This window comes from Nocardia sp. NPDC059177, assembly GCF_042755165.1.
GTDB lineage: Bacteria > Actinomycetota > Actinomycetes > Mycobacteriales > Mycobacteriaceae > Nocardia.
Genome location: NZ_JBHZBX010000003.1, coordinates 235,510 through 252,593 on the forward strand (window position 1 = coordinate 235,510; position 17,084 = coordinate 252,593).

The 17,084-nt window shown below is 68.2% G+C and carries 16 protein-coding genes; 11 read left to right on the plus strand and 5 right to left on the minus strand.

Annotated elements, in window-relative coordinates; genetic code table 11:
* Window positions 1-156 precede the first annotated feature (156 nt).
* The 4 genes from ACFXK0_RS05965 (at window position 157) to ACFXK0_RS05980 (ending at window position 5,538) form a co-directional block, all read left to right on the plus strand.
* Window positions 157-2,199: an AMP-binding protein gene (locus ACFXK0_RS05965; protein WP_379408694.1), complete on the plus strand. Its 2,043-nt coding sequence runs from the start codon at window positions 157-159 to the stop codon at window positions 2,197-2,199.
* Window positions 2,200-2,234: 35 nt separating this feature from the next.
* Window positions 2,235-2,939: a response regulator transcription factor gene (locus ACFXK0_RS05970; protein ID WP_379408695.1), complete on the plus strand. Its 705-nt coding sequence runs from the start codon at window positions 2,235-2,237 to the stop codon at window positions 2,937-2,939.
* Window positions 2,936-4,303 carry a sensor histidine kinase gene (locus tag ACFXK0_RS05975; protein WP_379408697.1) on the plus strand — a complete coding sequence of 456 codons (1,368 nt, stop codon included), beginning with the start codon at window positions 2,936-2,938 and terminating at the stop codon, window positions 4,301-4,303. The genes ACFXK0_RS05970 and ACFXK0_RS05975 overlap by 4 nt, the downstream gene beginning before the upstream one ends.
* A gap of 74 nt (window positions 4,304-4,377) precedes the next feature.
* On the plus strand, window positions 4,378-5,538 hold the full coding sequence (locus tag ACFXK0_RS05980) for a hypothetical protein (RefSeq protein ID WP_379408698.1): 1,161 nt from the start codon (window positions 4,378-4,380) through the stop codon (window positions 5,536-5,538).
* Between the two features lie 42 nt (window positions 5,539-5,580).
* Here ACFXK0_RS05980 and ACFXK0_RS05985 read toward each other — a convergent pair whose 3' ends face one another.
* Window positions 5,581-6,171 carry a hypothetical protein gene (locus ACFXK0_RS05985; RefSeq protein WP_379408699.1) on the minus strand — a complete coding sequence of 197 codons (591 nt, stop codon included), beginning with the start codon at window positions 6,169-6,171 and terminating at the stop codon, window positions 5,581-5,583.
* 34 nt (window positions 6,172-6,205) lie between these two features.
* Here ACFXK0_RS05985 and ACFXK0_RS05990 point away from each other — a divergent pair, with 34 nt between their 5' ends.
* On the plus strand, window positions 6,206-7,714 hold the full coding sequence (locus ACFXK0_RS05990) for an AAA family ATPase (protein ID WP_379408700.1): 1,509 nt from the start codon (window positions 6,206-6,208) through the stop codon (window positions 7,712-7,714).
* The gene (locus ACFXK0_RS05995; RefSeq protein WP_379408702.1) at window positions 7,711-8,181 is read left to right on the plus strand and encodes a hypothetical protein; all 471 of its coding nucleotides are present in this window, start codon (window positions 7,711-7,713) and stop codon (window positions 8,179-8,181) included. The genes ACFXK0_RS05990 and ACFXK0_RS05995 overlap by 4 nt, the downstream gene beginning before the upstream one ends.
* Window positions 8,182-8,237: 56 nt before the next feature.
* Here ACFXK0_RS05995 and ACFXK0_RS06000 read toward each other — a convergent pair whose 3' ends face one another.
* The 4 genes from ACFXK0_RS06000 to pdxH all read right to left on the minus strand — a co-directional run bounded on the left by ACFXK0_RS06000 (window position 8,238) and on the right by pdxH (window position 12,232).
* Window positions 8,238-8,597, minus strand: coding sequence for an FKBP-type peptidyl-prolyl cis-trans isomerase (locus ACFXK0_RS06000; protein ID WP_379408703.1), 360 nt, complete (start codon window positions 8,595-8,597; stop codon window positions 8,238-8,240).
* A 68-nt stretch (window positions 8,598-8,665) separates the two neighbouring features.
* Window positions 8,666-9,976, minus strand: a complete 1,311-nt coding sequence (locus ACFXK0_RS06005; protein WP_379408704.1) for a citrate synthase — start codon at window positions 9,974-9,976, stop codon at window positions 8,666-8,668.
* Between the two features lie 200 nt (window positions 9,977-10,176).
* On the minus strand, window positions 10,177-11,484 hold the full coding sequence (locus ACFXK0_RS06010; RefSeq protein WP_379408706.1) for an MFS transporter: 1,308 nt from the start codon (window positions 11,482-11,484) through the stop codon (window positions 10,177-10,179).
* Window positions 11,485-11,533: 49 nt separating this feature from the next.
* Entirely contained in the window at window positions 11,534-12,232 is a 699-nt protein-coding gene (gene pdxH, locus ACFXK0_RS06015) for a pyridoxamine 5'-phosphate oxidase (RefSeq protein ID WP_379408707.1), read from the minus strand.
* 126 nt (window positions 12,233-12,358) lie between these two features.
* Between pdxH and ACFXK0_RS06020 the strand changes: the two genes are divergently transcribed.
* From ACFXK0_RS06020 to ACFXK0_RS06040, 5 genes are all read left to right on the plus strand, one after another.
* Window positions 12,359-13,480, plus strand: coding sequence for a citrate synthase 2 (locus tag ACFXK0_RS06020; RefSeq protein WP_379408708.1), 1,122 nt, complete (start codon window positions 12,359-12,361; stop codon window positions 13,478-13,480).
* Between the two features lie 89 nt (window positions 13,481-13,569).
* Window positions 13,570-13,842, plus strand: a complete 273-nt coding sequence (locus ACFXK0_RS06025; protein ID WP_379408709.1) for a type II toxin-antitoxin system VapB family antitoxin — start codon at window positions 13,570-13,572, stop codon at window positions 13,840-13,842.
* Window positions 13,839-14,231, plus strand: coding sequence for a type II toxin-antitoxin system VapC family toxin (locus ACFXK0_RS06030; protein WP_379408711.1), 393 nt, complete (start codon window positions 13,839-13,841; stop codon window positions 14,229-14,231). The genes ACFXK0_RS06025 and ACFXK0_RS06030 overlap by 4 nt, the downstream gene beginning before the upstream one ends.
* Window positions 14,232-14,259: 28 nt before the next feature.
* Entirely contained in the window at window positions 14,260-14,841 is a 582-nt protein-coding gene (locus ACFXK0_RS06035; RefSeq protein ID WP_379408712.1) for a Uma2 family endonuclease, read from the plus strand.
* 128 nt (window positions 14,842-14,969) lie between these two features.
* Window positions 14,970-17,036 (plus strand): ATP-binding protein, encoded by a 2,067-nt coding sequence (locus tag ACFXK0_RS06040; RefSeq protein WP_379408713.1) that lies wholly within the window; start codon window positions 14,970-14,972, stop codon window positions 17,034-17,036.
* The last annotated feature ends 48 nt before the right edge of the window (window positions 17,037-17,084 follow it).

Below are 17,084 nucleotides of genomic sequence, written 5' to 3' on the forward strand. Positions count from 1 at the left end.
ACTTCTTGGCTCACTCCCGGTAGAGGTCCGCGCGATGACCTGCCCGTTCCAGGCAAAACCAAAGGTCGCGGCACCCCCTCGGGTGTCGCGTGAAGTCTGCCACAATCATCTGGATCTATCGAGCGGGCATCGAAGCGAGGCTAGGGAGTCACGGGTTTGGACACCGAACACGAGTACCGACCGGTCTACCAGACCAGTCTGGTAGACCCAGCCGACTTCTGGTCCGCCGCAGCTCAGGCCATCGAGTGGGACGTAGCACCGCAACAGATCGTCGACGCCGCCGACAAGCGCTCGGCCCGCTGGTTCCCCGACGGCGCGCTCAACACCTGTGTGAACGCGCTGGACCGGCACGTGCGCGCGGGCACTGTCGACGAGGGTGGACACGCCGATCAGGCCGCGCTCATATATGTCTCCGCTATGACGGACACCACGACCGTTTATACCTACGCCGAATTGCTCGACGAGGTATCCCGATTCGCCGGAGCCATGCGTGATCTCGGCGTGGTGGCCGGCGATCGGGTGGTGATCTATCTGCCGATGGTGCCCGAAGCGGTGATCGCGATGCTGGCCTGCGCGCGCATCGGCGCGGTGCACTCGGTGGTCTTCGGCGGCTTCGCCGCGCCCGAGCTGGCCGCCCGCATCGACGACGCCGAGCCGGTATTGGTGGTCACTTCTTCCGGCGGGATCGAGCCGGGCCGCCGCGTCGACTACCCGCCGATCGTGCTGCAGGCACTGGACCTGACCACGACGACCTCGGTGCGCACGGTGATCGTCAAACAGCGTCCGCAGTTCCCGACCATCGAGTTCCCCGCGCCCCTGCCCGCCACCGACGTGCTGCCGTCCTCGGAGCAGACGGTGGCCGCGCGCTGGGTCGACTGGGACGCCACCGTCGACGGCGTGACCCCGGCCGATCCGGTCCCGGTCGCCGCGACCGATCCGCTCTACATCCTCTACACCTCCGGCACCACCGGAAAACCCAAGGGCGTGGTGCGCGACAACGGCGGGCACGCGGTCGCGCTGACCTGGTCGATGCGCAATATCTACGACGTCGGGCCTGGTCAGGTGTTCTGGGCGGCCTCCGATGTGGGCTGGGTGGTCGGCCACTCCTACATCGTCTACGCGCCGCTGCTGGTCGGCGCCACCACCGTGCTCTACGAGGGCAAGCCGATCGGCACCCCCGACGCGGGCACCTTCTGGCGGATCGTCGACGAGCACAACGTGCGGGTGCTGTTCACCGCGCCGACCGCCCTGCGCGCGATCCGCCGCGCCGACCCGGAGGCCACCGCCGCCCGGCGCCACGACCTGTCCCGGCTGCGGGCCCTGTTCTGCGCGGGTGAACGGCTGGACCCGGCCACCTTCGACTGGGCCACCGGCACCCTGCTCGCCGACCATCCCGACACCCCCGTGGTCGATCACTGGTGGCAGACCGAGACCGGCTGGCCGATCTGCGCCGACCCGCTCGGCCTGCAGGAACTGCCGGTCAAGGCGGGTTCGGCGGGGGTGCCGGTGCCCGGGTACCGGCTGCGGGTGCTCGACGCCAACGGCAATGCCGTGCCCGCGGGCGTGGAGGGCAATATCGTCATCGGGCTGCCGCTGCCGCCCGGCGCGCTCACCGGGCTCTGGCGCGATCGCGACCGGTTCATCCGCTCATACCTGGCTACCTTCCCCGGCCACTATCTGACCGGCGACTCCGGCTATTTCGACGAGGACGGCTATCTCTACGTCCTCGGTCGCAGCGACGACGTCATCAATATCGCCGGGCACCGGCTGTCGGCGGGCAGTATCGAGGCCGCGATCTCCGGGCACGAGGCGGTCGCCGAGTGCGCGGTGATCGGCATGCCCGACGAGCTCAAAGGCAGTCTGCCGCTGGCGTATGTGGTGCTCAAGCAGGGTGTCGAGGTCGATCAGGAGCAGTTGCGCACCGAACTGGTCGAGCGGGTCCGCAACCAGATCGGCGCCATCGCCACCCTCTACGACGCGATCATCGTCTCCGGGCTGCCCAAGACCCGCTCCGGCAAGATCCTGCGCAAGACGATCCGGCAGCTGACCGCGGGCGAGCACGTCGAAACCCCGGCGACCATCGAGGATCCGGCCGTGCTCACCGCGCTGTCGGACCGGATCCTGGCCAATCCCCCACTCGGCATCCCGACGGGCGAGCGAACCGATCGCGACGGCGACCCGGTCGCTCCGACCTCCTGACCTGCTCCGTCACCGCGCACACCTAGGATTGCCGGGTGACCGAACGTGCCGCTGCCGCTGTCCTGGTCGTCGACGACGACGAGGACGTCCTCGCCTCGGTCGAACGTGGACTGCGGCTGTCCGGGTTCCAGGTGCTGGTGGCCCGCGACGGCGCCGCGGCCCTGCGCGCGGTGGCCGAGCACGCGCCCGACGCCGTGGTTCTCGACATGAACATGCCGGTCCTCGACGGCGCCGGGGTGGTGACGGCGCTGCGGGCGATGGGCAACGACGTGCCGATCTGCGTGCTCAGCGCCCGCGCCTCGGTCGACGACCGGATCGCCGGGCTGGAGTCCGGCGCCGACGACTACCTGGTGAAACCGTTCGAACTGGCCGAGCTGGTGGCCAGGATCCGGGCCCTGCTGCGCCGCCGCACCGACACGCCGGAGGCGAGCGCGCCCGGCACGCTGTCGGTGGGTCCGCTGCAGGTGGATGTCGCGGGCTATCGCGCACTGTTGCACGGACGGGAAATCGAGCTCACCAAACGAGAATTCGAATTGTTGTCGACGCTGGCCAGGAATGCCGGAGTGGTACTCACCCGGGAACGGCTGCTGGAATTGGTGTGGGGTTACGATTTCATAGCGGATACGAATGTCGTCGACGTGTTCGTCGGATACCTCCGGCGCAAACTCGAAATAGATGACACGCCAAGGATTCTGCATACGATCCGCGGCGTCGGATTCGTGCTGCGGGAACCGAAATGACCGAGGCCCCGCCGAAACGTCGTCGGAGACAATCGTTTTCGCTGCGAACGCGAGTCGCCGGGGCCGCCGCGGCGGGCGCCGTCATCATCGTCACGATCGCCGCTTTCGTCGGCTTCCAGGCGATCGAACGCAATAACGTGACGCAAACCGATCAGCAGCTCGAGATCGCCTCGCGCATCGTGCTGATCGAGCCGGTGCTCGCGACCGGCTTCGTCAACCTGACCGGCCTGCAGAACACCATGGCGCTGACCGTGCGCGACGACGGGCAGGTCACCGCGTCGAGCTCGACCCAGCTGCCTGCGCTGTCGCCCGGTTCGCAGACCGTCGAGGTGAACGACCAGCCCTATCGGGTGCTCACCACCACCGAGAACCAGCCGCCGGGCCGCACTGTCTCGCTGGCTATTCCGACCACCGAGGCAGCCAAGGCGACCGCCGACCAGCAGCGCTGGGTGCTCGCGGGCGCCGGTATCGCGGTGGCGGCGGCCGCGGCGCTCGGCTGGTTGCTGGCCGGACGCGCGGTCGGGCCCATCGTGACCCTGACCGAGCAGGTCTCGGCCCGCAGCGCGTTTCCCGATCCGGCGAATCCGGCGCGGCCGGTGGACGGTTCGGGTGTCGCCGAGGCGGTGAAGCTGGCCGACGCGGTGAACACCATGCTGGCCAGGGTCGACGAAGCGCAGGCCGAGACCGCCGCCGCACTGGAGACGGCCCGCGATTTCGCCGCCGTCTCCGCGCACGAGCTGCGCACCCCGCTCACCGCGATCCGCACCGACCTCGAGGTCCTGCGCACCCTCGATCTCACCGACGAGCAGCGCCGCGAGATCCTCGACGACCTGGCCCGCAACGAGACCCGCGTCGAGTCGACGCTGACCGCCCTCGAGCGACTGGCCCGCGGTGACCTGACCGCCGAGGCCGACCACGTGCCCACCGATGTGGCCGACCTGTGCGATCAGGCCGCCCACGACGCCATGCGCCACAACCCCGGCCTGCAGGTCCGCATCGACACCGACGCCGAACTGATCACCCGCGGCCTGCCCGCCGGCCTGCGCCTGGCGGTGGACAACGCGCTCACCAACTCGGTCAAACACGGTGGCGCGACGCACGCCGTGGTCTCGGCGCATCGCCGCCCCGGCGACCACATCGTCATCGCCGTCGACGACAACGGCACCGGCGTGCCGCCCGGGGAGCGCGACACGGTGTTCGCCCGCTTCGCCCGGGGCACGAACGCCACCAAGGCGGGTTCCGGCCTCGGCCTCGCCCTGGTCGCCCAGCAGGCCCAATTACACGGCGGCCGAGCCTATTTCGAGGACAGTCCGCTCGGTGGCGCCCGCCTGGTCATCGACCTGCCGATCCGGCCCGCCTACTGAGTCGCACCGCATCCTCAACGAACTCTCAGACATCTCCCACGAGCGGCATGCACCGGCCCGATACCGTCGCCACCGTGATCGACAAACGCGCTCGTCTGCTCTGCCTCGCCACCGCCGTGCTGCTGGCAGGCGGTGGGATCGCCGCCTGCGCCGGTCAGGATTCGGCCCCGACCGGCATCGCGCTGGTGAACGCCGACACCGGGCCGACCGGGGAGCGGGTCGCCAAGGCCGTGCAGGACGCGGGCGGTTACCAATGGACGGTCGCGAAGCCCGGTGAGGTCGACCCCGCCGACTACGCCGCGGTGATCACCCTGCCCGCCGACCTCACCGCCTCGATGGCCACCCTGGCCACCCCGGACCCGCAGCGCGCCAAGGTCACCGTGACCACCCACGACGGCGCCGACACCGGCACGGTGAACGGCGCGGTCGATGTGGTGACGCACCGGATCGGCGCCTCCGGTGTCGACGCGGCGCTGGCCGCGGTCTCGCAGGCCCGCAACCAGATGACCTCGGTGCAGTTCACCGCGCAGCTGCTCGCCGCCGGCGTGGACGCGGCCGCCTCGGGCGCCGACCAGTTCAGCGGGGGCGCACAGGAGATGCTGGGCTTCCTCGACTACGCGAAGCAGGGTGCGGGCGAGCTCACCTCGGCCATCGCGCTGCTGAACCAGACCGTCGACGGGGCGGCCAAGCAGGCCACCCAGCTCGCCGACGCGCTCGCCGCGACCGGCGTCACCATCGCCGGGGTGCAGAGCACCGCCACCGCCGTCGGCTCCGGGCTCGAGCAGATCCTGCCGTTGCTGCGCGGGCTGCCGTTCGCGAACGACCCACAGCTCGCCGGAATCATCACCAAACTCGAAGCACTGCAAAGTGTTTCGAGTCAGGCTGGCACGCAGCTCGACGGTTTGAGCGAGCTGACCGGCGCGGCCGTCGACCCGAACACTGACCTGGGCACACTGCTGCGCACCGTGGTGGCACGGCTCAACAGCGCCCGTGACCAGCTCACCCAGGGCGCGGCGCTCGCCGAGGGCCTGCCGACCCTCGCCGAAGAGGGTGGCGCGCAACTGCTCTCGGCTGTCGAGCAGCTCACCGGCGGGGTCGGCGCGATGCAGAACATCGTCGGCAACCTCAACACCCAGACCGGTAAGGCACTCGAAGCACTGCCGTCGCGCGGCCAGGCCCAGCAGTCGGCGCTCGCGCTGGCGCTCACCGACCCGGTCGAGGTTGTGCGCGAATAACCGCGGCCCGCACCGGAATACGGGCCGCGGCGAGTCAGCCGATCAGGGCAGGATCTGCGGAATGATGTCCGGCGCGACCACGCCGACCACCGCACCGATCAACGCGCCGACCAACGCGTTCGGCAGACCCACCAGGCCGACACACGGCAGGTAGAGGATCATCGTGGTGATCATCGGGATACACACGACCGCGGCCGCGATCACGCCGATGCCTGCACCGATGGCGGCGGCGTTCTGCACCGGGTCGGGGAACTGCGCGGTGGGCGAGGTCGCGATGGCCTTCAGCTCGCCGCTAGCGGCCGCGCTCGGCCGCGGTGTCACCGTGATACTGCGCCCATCGGCCGCGATCTCTGTCGCCAGGTCGATCTTGTTGCCGCTCACCGTGGTGAACGAGGTGGCTATCTCGCCGATCGGATCACCGGTCGCCGATTCGACGATCACCCGGCTCCGGTCCGGCGCGAGCAGGAACCGGCCCTCGTCGACCGACGCCGACACCGTGCGCAGATCCGGTGCGACCGCGGTGCGATACCCCTGCCCCGCGCTCGACAGCCCGGCCGCGTATCGCGTCTGCTGATCAGCGTTCGCCGAGCACACGCCGGCCCCGGCCAGACCGACCACCACTGGAAGTGCCACCGCCAGTGCACGGCGGACAAGCCTGTCTTGGAACATGATCGAGAATCTCCCTCCCGAAACTCCCGAAGAACCGGCCCCGGGCGAATCGAACAAGTCACTGTCATGGACAACGCATTGGCAACGAATCACGCGGGAGCACAAGCTCCGTCATACGCGGGCACAATACTCCGCGCTGCTATCGGGCAACATCGCAGGTTCATCCGGCTATGGTTGGCACGTGGCCACAGCAACTCTTCGAGAGGTCCGCCTCACCTCCTTCAAGTCGTTCCGGGACCAGGTCCTGCCGATCGAGGCCATCACAGTACTGACCGGGCTCAACAGCTCAGGCAAGTCCAATGCGCTCGATGCGATCGAGGTTTTGACGCGACTGGCGGGTGGGGAAGACCTCCGCGACGCTCTCGACGGCCGCAAACGCGAAGCAGGGACGGTAAGGGGCGGATCGATAGGTTGCGCACCACACGGATCCGACGAGTTCGCCCTCGGATGTACCGTCGAGTTCCAGGACGAGCTCTACCTTCTCGACCTACGGATCGAGGTTCGGCCAGAACTACGGATTGTGGAAGAGCACCTCCGTGGGCCGGGCGACATGGCTTCGGGCAAGCGCTGGTATGTCGAGCTGCTCACCACCCGACAACCGGACGGTCCGATCCTCGGGGTCGAAGTCTTCAACGGCAAACCGGGGCCGAATCCAACGGAGTTCTTTCGCGACAGTCGATTGGTGACCGCGCAAGCCGCGATGGCGCTCAAACCGGAAACGCCGTCAGCGCAGTCCGTCGTCGACGGTGCGTCGATTGTCATCTCAGCGCTGCGAGGTGTTTTCCACCTCGACCCAGTGCCGCATCTCATGCGTGGCTACGTGCCCGGTCGCGATACCGAACTGCGTCGAACCGGCGAGAACCTCTCAGCCGCACTGCGGCGATTGGAGCGTGAGGAGAACAACGTATTCAGCCAGGTAGTCGGCCTGATCCGGGCTGTCGGCGGGGACGGCATTCACAATGTGCGCATCACCGGGTCAGAGCTGGGTGACGTCATGCTCGCGCTCGAGGAGCAGTACGGCGCTGGTCCGACCCAGCTGACTCCAGCACGCGAGATGAGCGATGGACTTCTCCGCTTCGCCGCGATCGCGACGGCACTTCTCACGGCCACGCGCGGGCTCGACATCGCCAATGAGCTTCCCGACATCCCGAGTGTGCTCCTCGTCCTCGAGGAACTCGAGAATGGACTACACCCATCGCAATCAGGCCGCGTGTTGCGGCTGCTACAAAGTGTCAGTGAAAACATGGCAACCCAGGTCCTCTTCACATCACACAGTCCAGCCCTCCTCAACGAGCTCACGGGGACGCTGAACACTGGTGTCGTTGTTTGTCACCGCACGGAAGACGGGCACACTGAACTCACCCGCTTGGTCGATCTGGATGGCTTCGCCGAAGCGATGGCGGCGGGCCGCCTCGGGGACCTGGTCAGTAGCGGACGGATGGTTCGCCCAGAGCACCGCGACGTCGACATGGCTGCCGTGGAAAGACTGTTCGGCGGCGACCAGTGAGTCAGGCCGTCACCTTCATCGATACCTCGGTCCTCTGCAACTTGCTGGCTGTGCCGGGTCGAGACCAGGACCACGGCGCTGTGCTGGCGGAGTTCCGTCGGCGGACCGCAGCCGGACACACTTTCATCTTGCCGATAACCACCGTGGTCGAGACCGGGAACCACATCAACCACGTTTCGAACGGTGCGCACCGCCGCTCATGCGCCGAGCGGTTCGTAGAGCTACTACACCAGACCCTCGCCCATAAGCTCCCCTGGACCCTGCACGAATTCGCCTGGAACAGTGAGTTCCTCACAGCTTTGCTGTCAGGCTCCGAGACCGGCATCTCCTTCGTCGAACACGCGCAATCCGGCCTCGGCTGCGGCGACCTGTGCATCATCTGCGAACGAAACACCTACCAGCGGCGGAGTGGAATCAGCAACGTCTCGGTCTGGACATTGGATAGCCAGCTGTCGAGCCACCTGTAGAAACGCCTGTTGCCGGGCTCCGAAATCGGAACCCGGCAACAGTTTCGTTCAGCAGGTCAGTTCGCGGCGAGCAGGTCGATCACGAAGACCAGGGTCTTGCCCGAGAGGCCGTGGCCGGAACCGGCCTTGCCGTAGGCGAGCTCCGGCGGGATGGTCAGCTGGCGGCGGCCGCCGACCTTCATGCCGGGGATGCCGTCCTGCCAGCCCTGGATCAGGCCGCGCAGCGGGAAGACGATGGCCTCGCCGCGGTCCCACGAAGAATCGAACTGCTCGCCGGTGTCGAATTCGACGCCGACGTAGTGCACCTCGACGGTGCCGCCGGGCACCGCTTCGGCGCCTTCGCCAACGACGAGATCCTTGATGACGAGCTCGGTGGGCGCGGGGCCCTCCTGGAATTCGATCTCCGGCTTGGTCATTCGGCTATCCTAGGGTCATCCCCGCTCGCGCGGAGAACGTGGTTGTGGGCAGAGTCGGCGGTCGCCGCTCAGCGAGTACCGATATCAAGGTAGTCGCGCTCACCGTAGCCGGTGTAGATCTGGCGCGGACGGCCGATCTTGAGCGGCTCGGAATGCATCTCCCGCCAGTGCGCGATCCAGCCCGGCAGGCGGCCCATGGCGAAGAGCACGGTGAACATGCGGGTCGGGAAGCCCATGGCCCGGTAGATGACGCCGGTGTAGAAGTCGACGTTCGGGTACAGGCGACGCGAGACGAAGTAGTCGTCGGTGAGGGCGGCCTCTTCGAGCTGCTTGGCGATGTCGAGCAGCTGGTCGTCGCCGCCGATCTTCGACAGGATCTTGTCGGCGGCCTGCTTGACCAGCGTCGCGCGCGGGTCGTAGTTGCGGTAGACGCGGTGCCCGAAGCCCATGAGCTTCACGCCGTCTTCCTTGTTCTTGACCTTGCGGATGAATTCCTTGACGTCGCCGCCGTTGGCCTTGATCTCGTCGAGCATCTCGAGCACGGCCTGGTTGGCGCCACCGTGCAGCGGGCCCCACAGCGCGTTGATGCCACCGGACACCGAGGTGAACAGGTTGGCGTCGGAGGAGCCGACGAGGCGCACCGTCGAGGTGGAGCAGTTCTGCTCGTGGTCGGCGTGCAGGATCAGCAGCATGTCGAGCGCGGCGGCGATCTCGGGGTCGACCTCGTAGGGCTCGGCCGGGAAGCCGAAGGTCATCCGCAGGAAGTTCTCGACCAGGCTCAGCGAGTTGTCCGGGTAGAGGAACGGCTGGCCGACCGACTTCTTGTACGAGTAGGCCGCGATGGTGGGCAGCTTGGCCAGCAGGCGGATGGTGGACAGCTCGACCTGCTCGGGGTCGCGCGGGTCAAGCGAGTCCTGGTAGTAGGCCGACAGCGCGTTCACCGCGGACGACAGCACCGGCATCGGGTGCGCGTTGCGCGGGAAGCCGTCGAAGAACCGCTTCAGGTCCTCGTGCAGCAGGGTGTGGCGGCGGATGCGATCGGTGAAGTCGTCGAGCTGGGCCTGGGTCGGCAGCTCGCCGTAGATGAGCAGGTAGCTGACCTCGATGAAGGTCGAGCGGCCGGCCAGCTGGTCGATCGGGTAGCCGCGGTAGCGCAGGATGCCCGCTTCACCGTCGATGTAGGTGATGGCCGACTTGGTCGACGCGGTGTTCATGAAGCCGGGGTCATAGGTGACGTAACCGGTGCTGGCCAGCAGCTTGCCCAGGTCGAGTCCGTCGTTGCCCTCCGCGGCCGTGGTGACCGAGATCGGGAACTCGCCACCGGGGTACTGCAGTACCGCCTTGGCGTCGGCGACGTTGGTGATGTTCTCAGCGGGCACGGAAGGATCCCTCTCAGGCTAGTTGAGATTCTCGCCGAGCCCTGAAACCCGGCGCCGAACCGAAGGCGCCGATGCGGTCGGCAGCGGCGCGCTTGATGTAACGCTAACTCCTGCCGACCGGGGAGTAGCAATCAGGGTTGTCATGCGTTCTCCTCACACTCGGACCGCTGCGCGGTGAGGTCGGCACAAATCTACCGCAGTCACACTTTCGGCTCCTGGACTGGCTGTTCGGCCACCCGGACGGCATGTGCGCGGGTGACCCGGTATCGCACGAACGCGGGGAAGGCCAGAGCGGCCAGCACCACGCCGATCACCACCAGCACACCACCGCCCGCGGCAGCTACAGCGGTACCCAGACTGGCCGCGGCGAAACCGTGGGCAACATCACCGATGCGCGGCCCACCTGCGACGACCACGATGAACACCCCCTGCAACCGTCCGCGCATCTCGTCGGTGGAGACATTGAGCAACATCGCCGTGCGCAGAGCCGCCGAAATCATGTCGACCGCGCCGCCCAGCGCCAGGAACGCCACCGCGATCCACAACCACACCCCGAGCCCGAACAGGTGCCCGGTCAGCCCGACCGCCAGGCCGAAGCCGACCATGGCCACGCCCCAGATCACGATGCACACGATCACCGCCAGGCCCTGCCTGCGAATCCGGGGCACCCAGCCGGAGAACACCCCGCCCAGCACCGCCCCCGCCGAGATGGCCGCGAACAGCAGGCCCAGCGCCACGCCGCCCTCGGCCGGGTCGTGGAAGGTCTCGTGCGCGATCTGCGGGAACAGCGCGCGCGGCATGCCGAAGACCATGGCGATGATGTCGACGACGAAGGAGGCGAGCAGGATGCGCTGGGCGGTGAGGTAGCGGAAGCCGTCGATCACCGCGCGCAGCCCGGCCCGGCGCTGATCGCCGGTCGGCGGGAACGACGGCAACTTGGTCACCGCCCACAGGGTGGCGAGCAGGGCGATGGCGTCGAGCAGATACAGCGTGGGCAGGCCGAGCACCGGGATGAGCAGACCGGCCAGCACCGGGCCCGCGATCATGCCGACGTTCTGCACCGTCATCGACAGCGAACTGGCCGCGGCGATCTGTTCCGGCGGCAGCAACCGCGCGATGGCCGCGCTGCGGGTCGGCTGGTTGACCGCGAAGAAGGCCTGCTGCACGGCGAACAGGCCCAGCACCAGCCACACATTGCTCATCCCGAGCGCGGCCTGCACCCAGAACGCCACCGCCGTCGCCCCCGTACCCGCGGTGGTGATGATCAGCAGGGTCCGCCGATCCATCACATCGGCCAGCGCACCACCCCACAGCCCGAACACCACCAGCGGCACCAGCCCGAACAGCCCAGCCAGCCCCACATACCCGGAACTACCGGTGATCTGGAAGATCTGCTGCGGCACCGCGACCACCGACAACTGCGCACCGACAACCGTGACGATATTGGTGGTCCAGAGCCTGCGATAGTCGCGATTACGCAGAGGTTCGGTATCAGCGAGCAGCTTCACTCACGGCACGTTAGCGTTCGGCGCGGAAAGATCCCACGATTTATTCTTGCTACGGCTGCAATCGCACGACCGCGGTGTGTTCGCCGTCGACGCGGACGACGATCCGGTTGTGCAGGCGGCCGTGCCGGCCCTGCCAGAACTCGACCTCGTCGGGGCGCAGCAGGTAGCCGCCCCAGTGCGGGGGCACGGGGATGTCGTCGACCTCGGCGAAGCGGGCCGTCGTCTCGGCCAGCGCGCGGTCGAGTTCGGCGCGGGAACCGACCGGGCGCGACTGTTGCGAGGCCCACGCGCCCAGCCGCGACTCGCGCGGACGGGACTGCCAGTAGGCCAGCGTCACCTCGGCAGGTACCCGTTCGGTGCGCCCACGCACGTGCACCTGGCGGGCGAGCGCAGGCCAGACGAAGGTGGCGGCGGCGTACGGGTCGGCGGCGAGCTGGTCGCCCTTGGCCGAGTCGTAGTTCGTGTAGAAGGTGACGCCCGCCGGCGAGAGCCCCTTGCACAGCACCGTGCGCGCGACGGGGCGCGGGACCGGGCCGGTCAGCGCGACCGTGGCCAGCACCATCGCGTTGGGTTCGGCCACGCCCAGGCTCCTGGCCTGATCGATCCAGCGGCGCAGCAACGGTTCCCAGCCGCCTGCCACCCAGCTCTCGTCGAGGTCGGCTTCGGCGGCGGGGACCGAGAGGGGATCGCCGTAGTCCACGCGCATCGCGGCGAGGTCGGCGGGTGCCGCGGGTTCCGGGTCACGCATGGGGACAGACGGTACGCGAGCGCGGCGGGCACGCGGAGCCGTGGCGGGCCGGGGGCGAGGTTACCAGCGGGTATGCGCAGGACTATCGTTCAGGAAGATCGGCATGCCCCTGCAAGGAGAGTCACCATGACTGCCAGCTCGGTACCACAGGATTTCGTCAGCGGATTGGAAGGCGTGGTGGCCTTCACCACCGACATCGCCGAGCCGGACAAGGATGGTGGCGCGCTGCGATATCGCGGCGTCGACATCGAAGACCTGGTGACCAACCGCGTCACCTTCGGCGACGTGTGGGCCCTGCTGGTCGACGGCGAGTTCGGCCGCGGCCTGCCGCCCGCCGAGCCCTTCCCGCTGCCGGTGCACACCGGTGACGTGCGCGTCGACGTGCAGGCCGGCCTGGCCATGCTCGCCCCGATCTGGGGCTACGAGCCGCTGCTCGACATCGACGACGAGACCGCCCGCGAGAACCTGGCCCGCGCCTCGGTGATGGCGCTGTCCTACGTCGCCCAGTCCGCGCGCGGCATTTACCAGCCCGCCGTTCCGCAGCGCAAGATCGACGAGTGCACCACCGTCACCGAGCGGTTCATGACCCGCTGGAAGGGTGACCCGGACCCGCGCCACACCGAGGCGATCGACGCCTACTGGGTCTCGGCCGCCGAGCACGGCATGAACGCCTCCACCTTCACTGCTCGCGTCATCGCCTCCACCGGCGCCGACGTGGCGGCCTCGCTGTCCGGCGCGATCGGCGCCATGTCCGGCCCGCTGCACGGCGGCGCACCGGCTCGCGTGCTCCCGATGATCGAAGCGGTCGAAAAGACCGGCGACGCACGGGCACTGGTCAAGGGCATCCTCGACCGCAAAGAAAAGCTGATGGGCTTCGGCCACCGCGTCTACCGCGCCGAAGACCCGCGCGCCCGCGTGCTCCGCGCCACCGCCCAGCGCCTCGACGCCCCCCGCTTCGAGGTCGCCGCGGCCCTCGAACAGGCCGCCCTCGCCGAACTCCGCGAACGCCGCCCCGACCGCGCCATCGAGACCAACGTCGAGTTCTGGGCCGCGGTCATCCTCGACTTCGCCGAGGTGCCCGCACACATGATGCCCGCCATGTTCACCTGCGGCCGCACCGCGGGCTGGTGCGCACACATCCTCGAACAGAAGCAGCTCGGCAAACTGGTCCGCCCGGCCGCCATCTACACCGGCCCGGGCCCCCGCACCCCCGAACAGGTCGCAGGCTGGTCCACCATCGCCCGCTGACCCACCCCGGCCGCCGCCCTGCCTTTCGCTATTCAGCGACTGGTCGACGCAGCATTGGTACCATCCTCCCAAGAAGGTACCATTACACCATGGCGCTGAATATCAAGGACCCGGAAGCAGAGCGGCTGGCGGCGGAGTTGGCCGCGCGGACCGGGATGAGCAAGACCGCGGCTGTTCGGATGGCCTTACATGATCAGCTCGAACGACTCGGCCGACCGACCGGGCGCCAGGACGGCGGCGAGCAGTTCGTCGGGTTCCTGCGTTCGCAGATCTGGCCCCAGTTGCCCAGGGAGGTGTTCGGTGTCGCTGTCACCAAGACCGAACGCGAGGAGATCCTCGGATACGGGCCTGGTGGCGTGTGATCATCGACAGCTCGGCGATCGTCGCGTGCATCCTCGGCGAACCCGCGGGCGAGCAGCTCGGCCGCGAGATCGGCGCGGCCGCGGTGTGCCGGATCGGCGCCCCGACACTGGTCGAGACGAGCCTTGTCCTCACACACAAGGTCGGTCCGCTCGGGAAGGCTCTCCTGGCCGCCTTTTTGCAAGAACGAGACTTCGAGGTCGTCTCGTTCAGCGCCGAGCACTGGCGAGCAGCGCAAACCGCCTTTCTCCGGTTCGGAAAGGGCAGGCACCCGGCGGCGTTGAACTTCGGGGATTGTCTGACCTACGCGGTGGCGTGGGCCGCGGGCGAACCGCTGCTCTGCATCGGCGACGACTTCGCTCAGACCGATCTGGACCTGGTCGAACTGTGAGCGCGGACCGGGTCGGTAGGCTCGGCCCATGACGATCCAGGCCATGGACTCGCTGCCGCACGTGATGACCGAAGACGAGTACCGCCGGCTTCCCGAGAAGATCTCGCGAGAGATCGAGGTGGTGCACGGCCACGTCATCGTCTGCGAATCGCCGACGCCCGAACACAACCGCGTCGCCCGCCGCCTCGCGGGCGCCATGGAAGATCTGCCGACCACCGAACCGTGTCTCCGCGCCGAGACCGACATCGATGTAGTGCTGTGGCGCGTCCCGAAATTCACCTTCCGGCGACCCGACGTGACGGTGTACCGATGCCTGGATCAACCGGGAGACAAGCCAAAGGCGAGCGACGCGCTGATCGTGGTCGAAGTATCGTCACCGTCGACCGCGGCCGAGGACCTGCTCGACAAGAAGGCCCAGTACGCGCGAGTCGGAATCCCGCTCTACCTTGTCGTCATGCTCGATACGAAGTTCGATATCGCCGAGGTGCTGGAATTCCGTCTCGACGCCCACGCCCGCGAATACCGCCTGCACCAGATACACCGCGATGGGCTCCTCCGCATGGAGCACGTGATCATCGGCGACATAGCCTTCACAGACCTCACCCGCTGACGCCACCGTTTGGCGCCCCACCGCTGGGAGCCATCGCCGATCCGGCTCGCTGATCAGTCCGAACCCGCCCGACTCTCGGCATCAAGTGCAGGCGCCGCGCGGTTGGTGTCGCCGTAGAATCGGCTCATATGGCAGCGGAACCGGAAGGTCGGGTGCTGGGGGATGTGCTTGCCGCGCGGCGGCGGCGGAGTTTTGTGGGGCGGGGCGCTGAGCTGGCGTTGTTCGAGGGGGCGCTCGACAGCGAGGAGTCGCTGTTTTCGGTGTTGTTTTTGCATGGGCCGGGTGGGATCGGGAAATCGAGTCTGCTGGATATGTTCGCGGGGATAGCGGAGGCGGCCGGGGCGGCGGTGGTTCGGGTGGATGGGCGTGAGGTCGCGCCGGTGCCGGGGGAGGTGCTCGATGCGGTGGGCCCGGTGCCGGCCGAGGTGGGTGGGCGGTTGGTGTTGCTGATCGATACCTATGAGCGGCTGGCGCCGGTGGATGACTGGGTGCGGCGCCGGTTGCTGCCTCGGCTGCCCGCGACGGCGCTGACCGTGATCGCGGGGCGACAGCCGCCGGATGCGGGGTGGCGGGCCGAGACGGGGTTGGGGGAATTGTTCCGGGTGGTGGCCTTGCGGAATTTGAGTCCGGTCCAGGCGCGGGAGTATCTGCGGGTGCAGGGGGTGGACGCGCGGCGGTGGGATCGGATCGCCGGGGTGAGCCATGGTCATCCGCTCGGGCTCGCCTTGCTCACCGACCTGCATGCCAGGGACGCGGAACTGCCCGACGATCCGCTGTCGCCGGATCTGGTGACGACCCTGCTGCGCCGATTCGTGGACGTGGTGCCGTCGGATCGGCATCGGCAGGCGCTGGAGGTGTGCGCCCTGGCGCGGGTGACCACCGAGGCGTTGCTGCGCGATGTGCTCGGCCCCGGCGACGCGAACGCGCTGTTCGGCTGGTTGCGTGAACTGTCGTTCGTGTATCCGGGCAGCGATGGCCTCTACCCGCACGAACTGGCCCGCGATGTGCTCGACGCGGAGTTGCGCTGGCGCGATATCGACAGTTATCAGCGCGTTTTCCACGGTGTCTGGACCCATATCCGGAGCGTGCTGCGCGGTACAACGGGCCGGACACAGCAGCGGGCCATCTTCGATCTCAAGTTCGTCTTCCGGAATCTGCCCGGTGTGCTGTCGCCGGTCGATTGGGAATCGTGGGGCTGCGCCTATCCCGAACCCGCCACGCCCGGCGAGCGCGGCACCGTGGTCGAGCTGGTCGCGGCGGCGGAGGGCGCGGAGTCCGCGGCCATCGCGGGGCATTGGTTCGATCGGCAGCCCGGTGGGTTCCATGTGCTGCGCGACCAGAACCACGATGTCCAAGGGCTGCTGGTGATTCTCGATCTCACCGCCGCCGACCCGGCCGAGATCGCCGCCGACCCCGGCGCGCGAGCAGCCTTGGCCTTCGCCACCGGCGCCCAGCCGTTGCGGCCGGGTGAGGTGGTGACCCAGACCAGGTTCATCATCGACCGCACCGCGTATCAGGACCCCTCCCCTACCCTCAACGCCACACCGGTGCTGACCATGCAGCACTATCTGCGCACACCGAACCTGGCCTGGGATCTGCTCACCCTGGCCGAACCCGAACGCTGGGACGACTATTTCGCCGTCGCCGACCTGCCCCGCGCCACCGGCGCCGATTTCGTGGTCGGCGGGCGCCGGTACGGCCTGTTCGCCCACGATTTCCGGCGGGTGCCGGTCGACAGCTGGCTCGAGCTGGTCACCGAACGCGCGCTGGCCCGCGACTTCAGCCCGGCCGCACCGACCGGCCCTGACCTGCTGGTGCTCTCCCAGCCCGAGTTCGCGCAAGCGGTCAAACAAGCACTGCACGACCTGCGCACGCCCAGCGCGCTGGCCCGAAATCCCTTGCTGCGCACCAGGTTGCTGCACGACTACACCGCCGGGCAACCGGACGCCGCAGCCGTCGAACGACTGCTCCGCGACGCGATCACCGCACTGGGCGCGGACGCGCGCGCCGACAAACAGCTGCGCGCGCTCGACCGTACCTATCTGCGTCCGGCGGCGACCCAGGAGTCGGCGGCCGCGCTGCTCGGTCTGCCGTTCAGCACCTATCGGCGGCACCTGAGCCAGGGGCTCAGCGGGGTGGTCGCCTGGTTGTGGGAACGCGACGTGCACGGCTTCGCCTGCACCGAGCACAACTGAGCAGCTTCTGGCCTGTCGACCGAGCAGTCATCGCGGACACACTTCGCG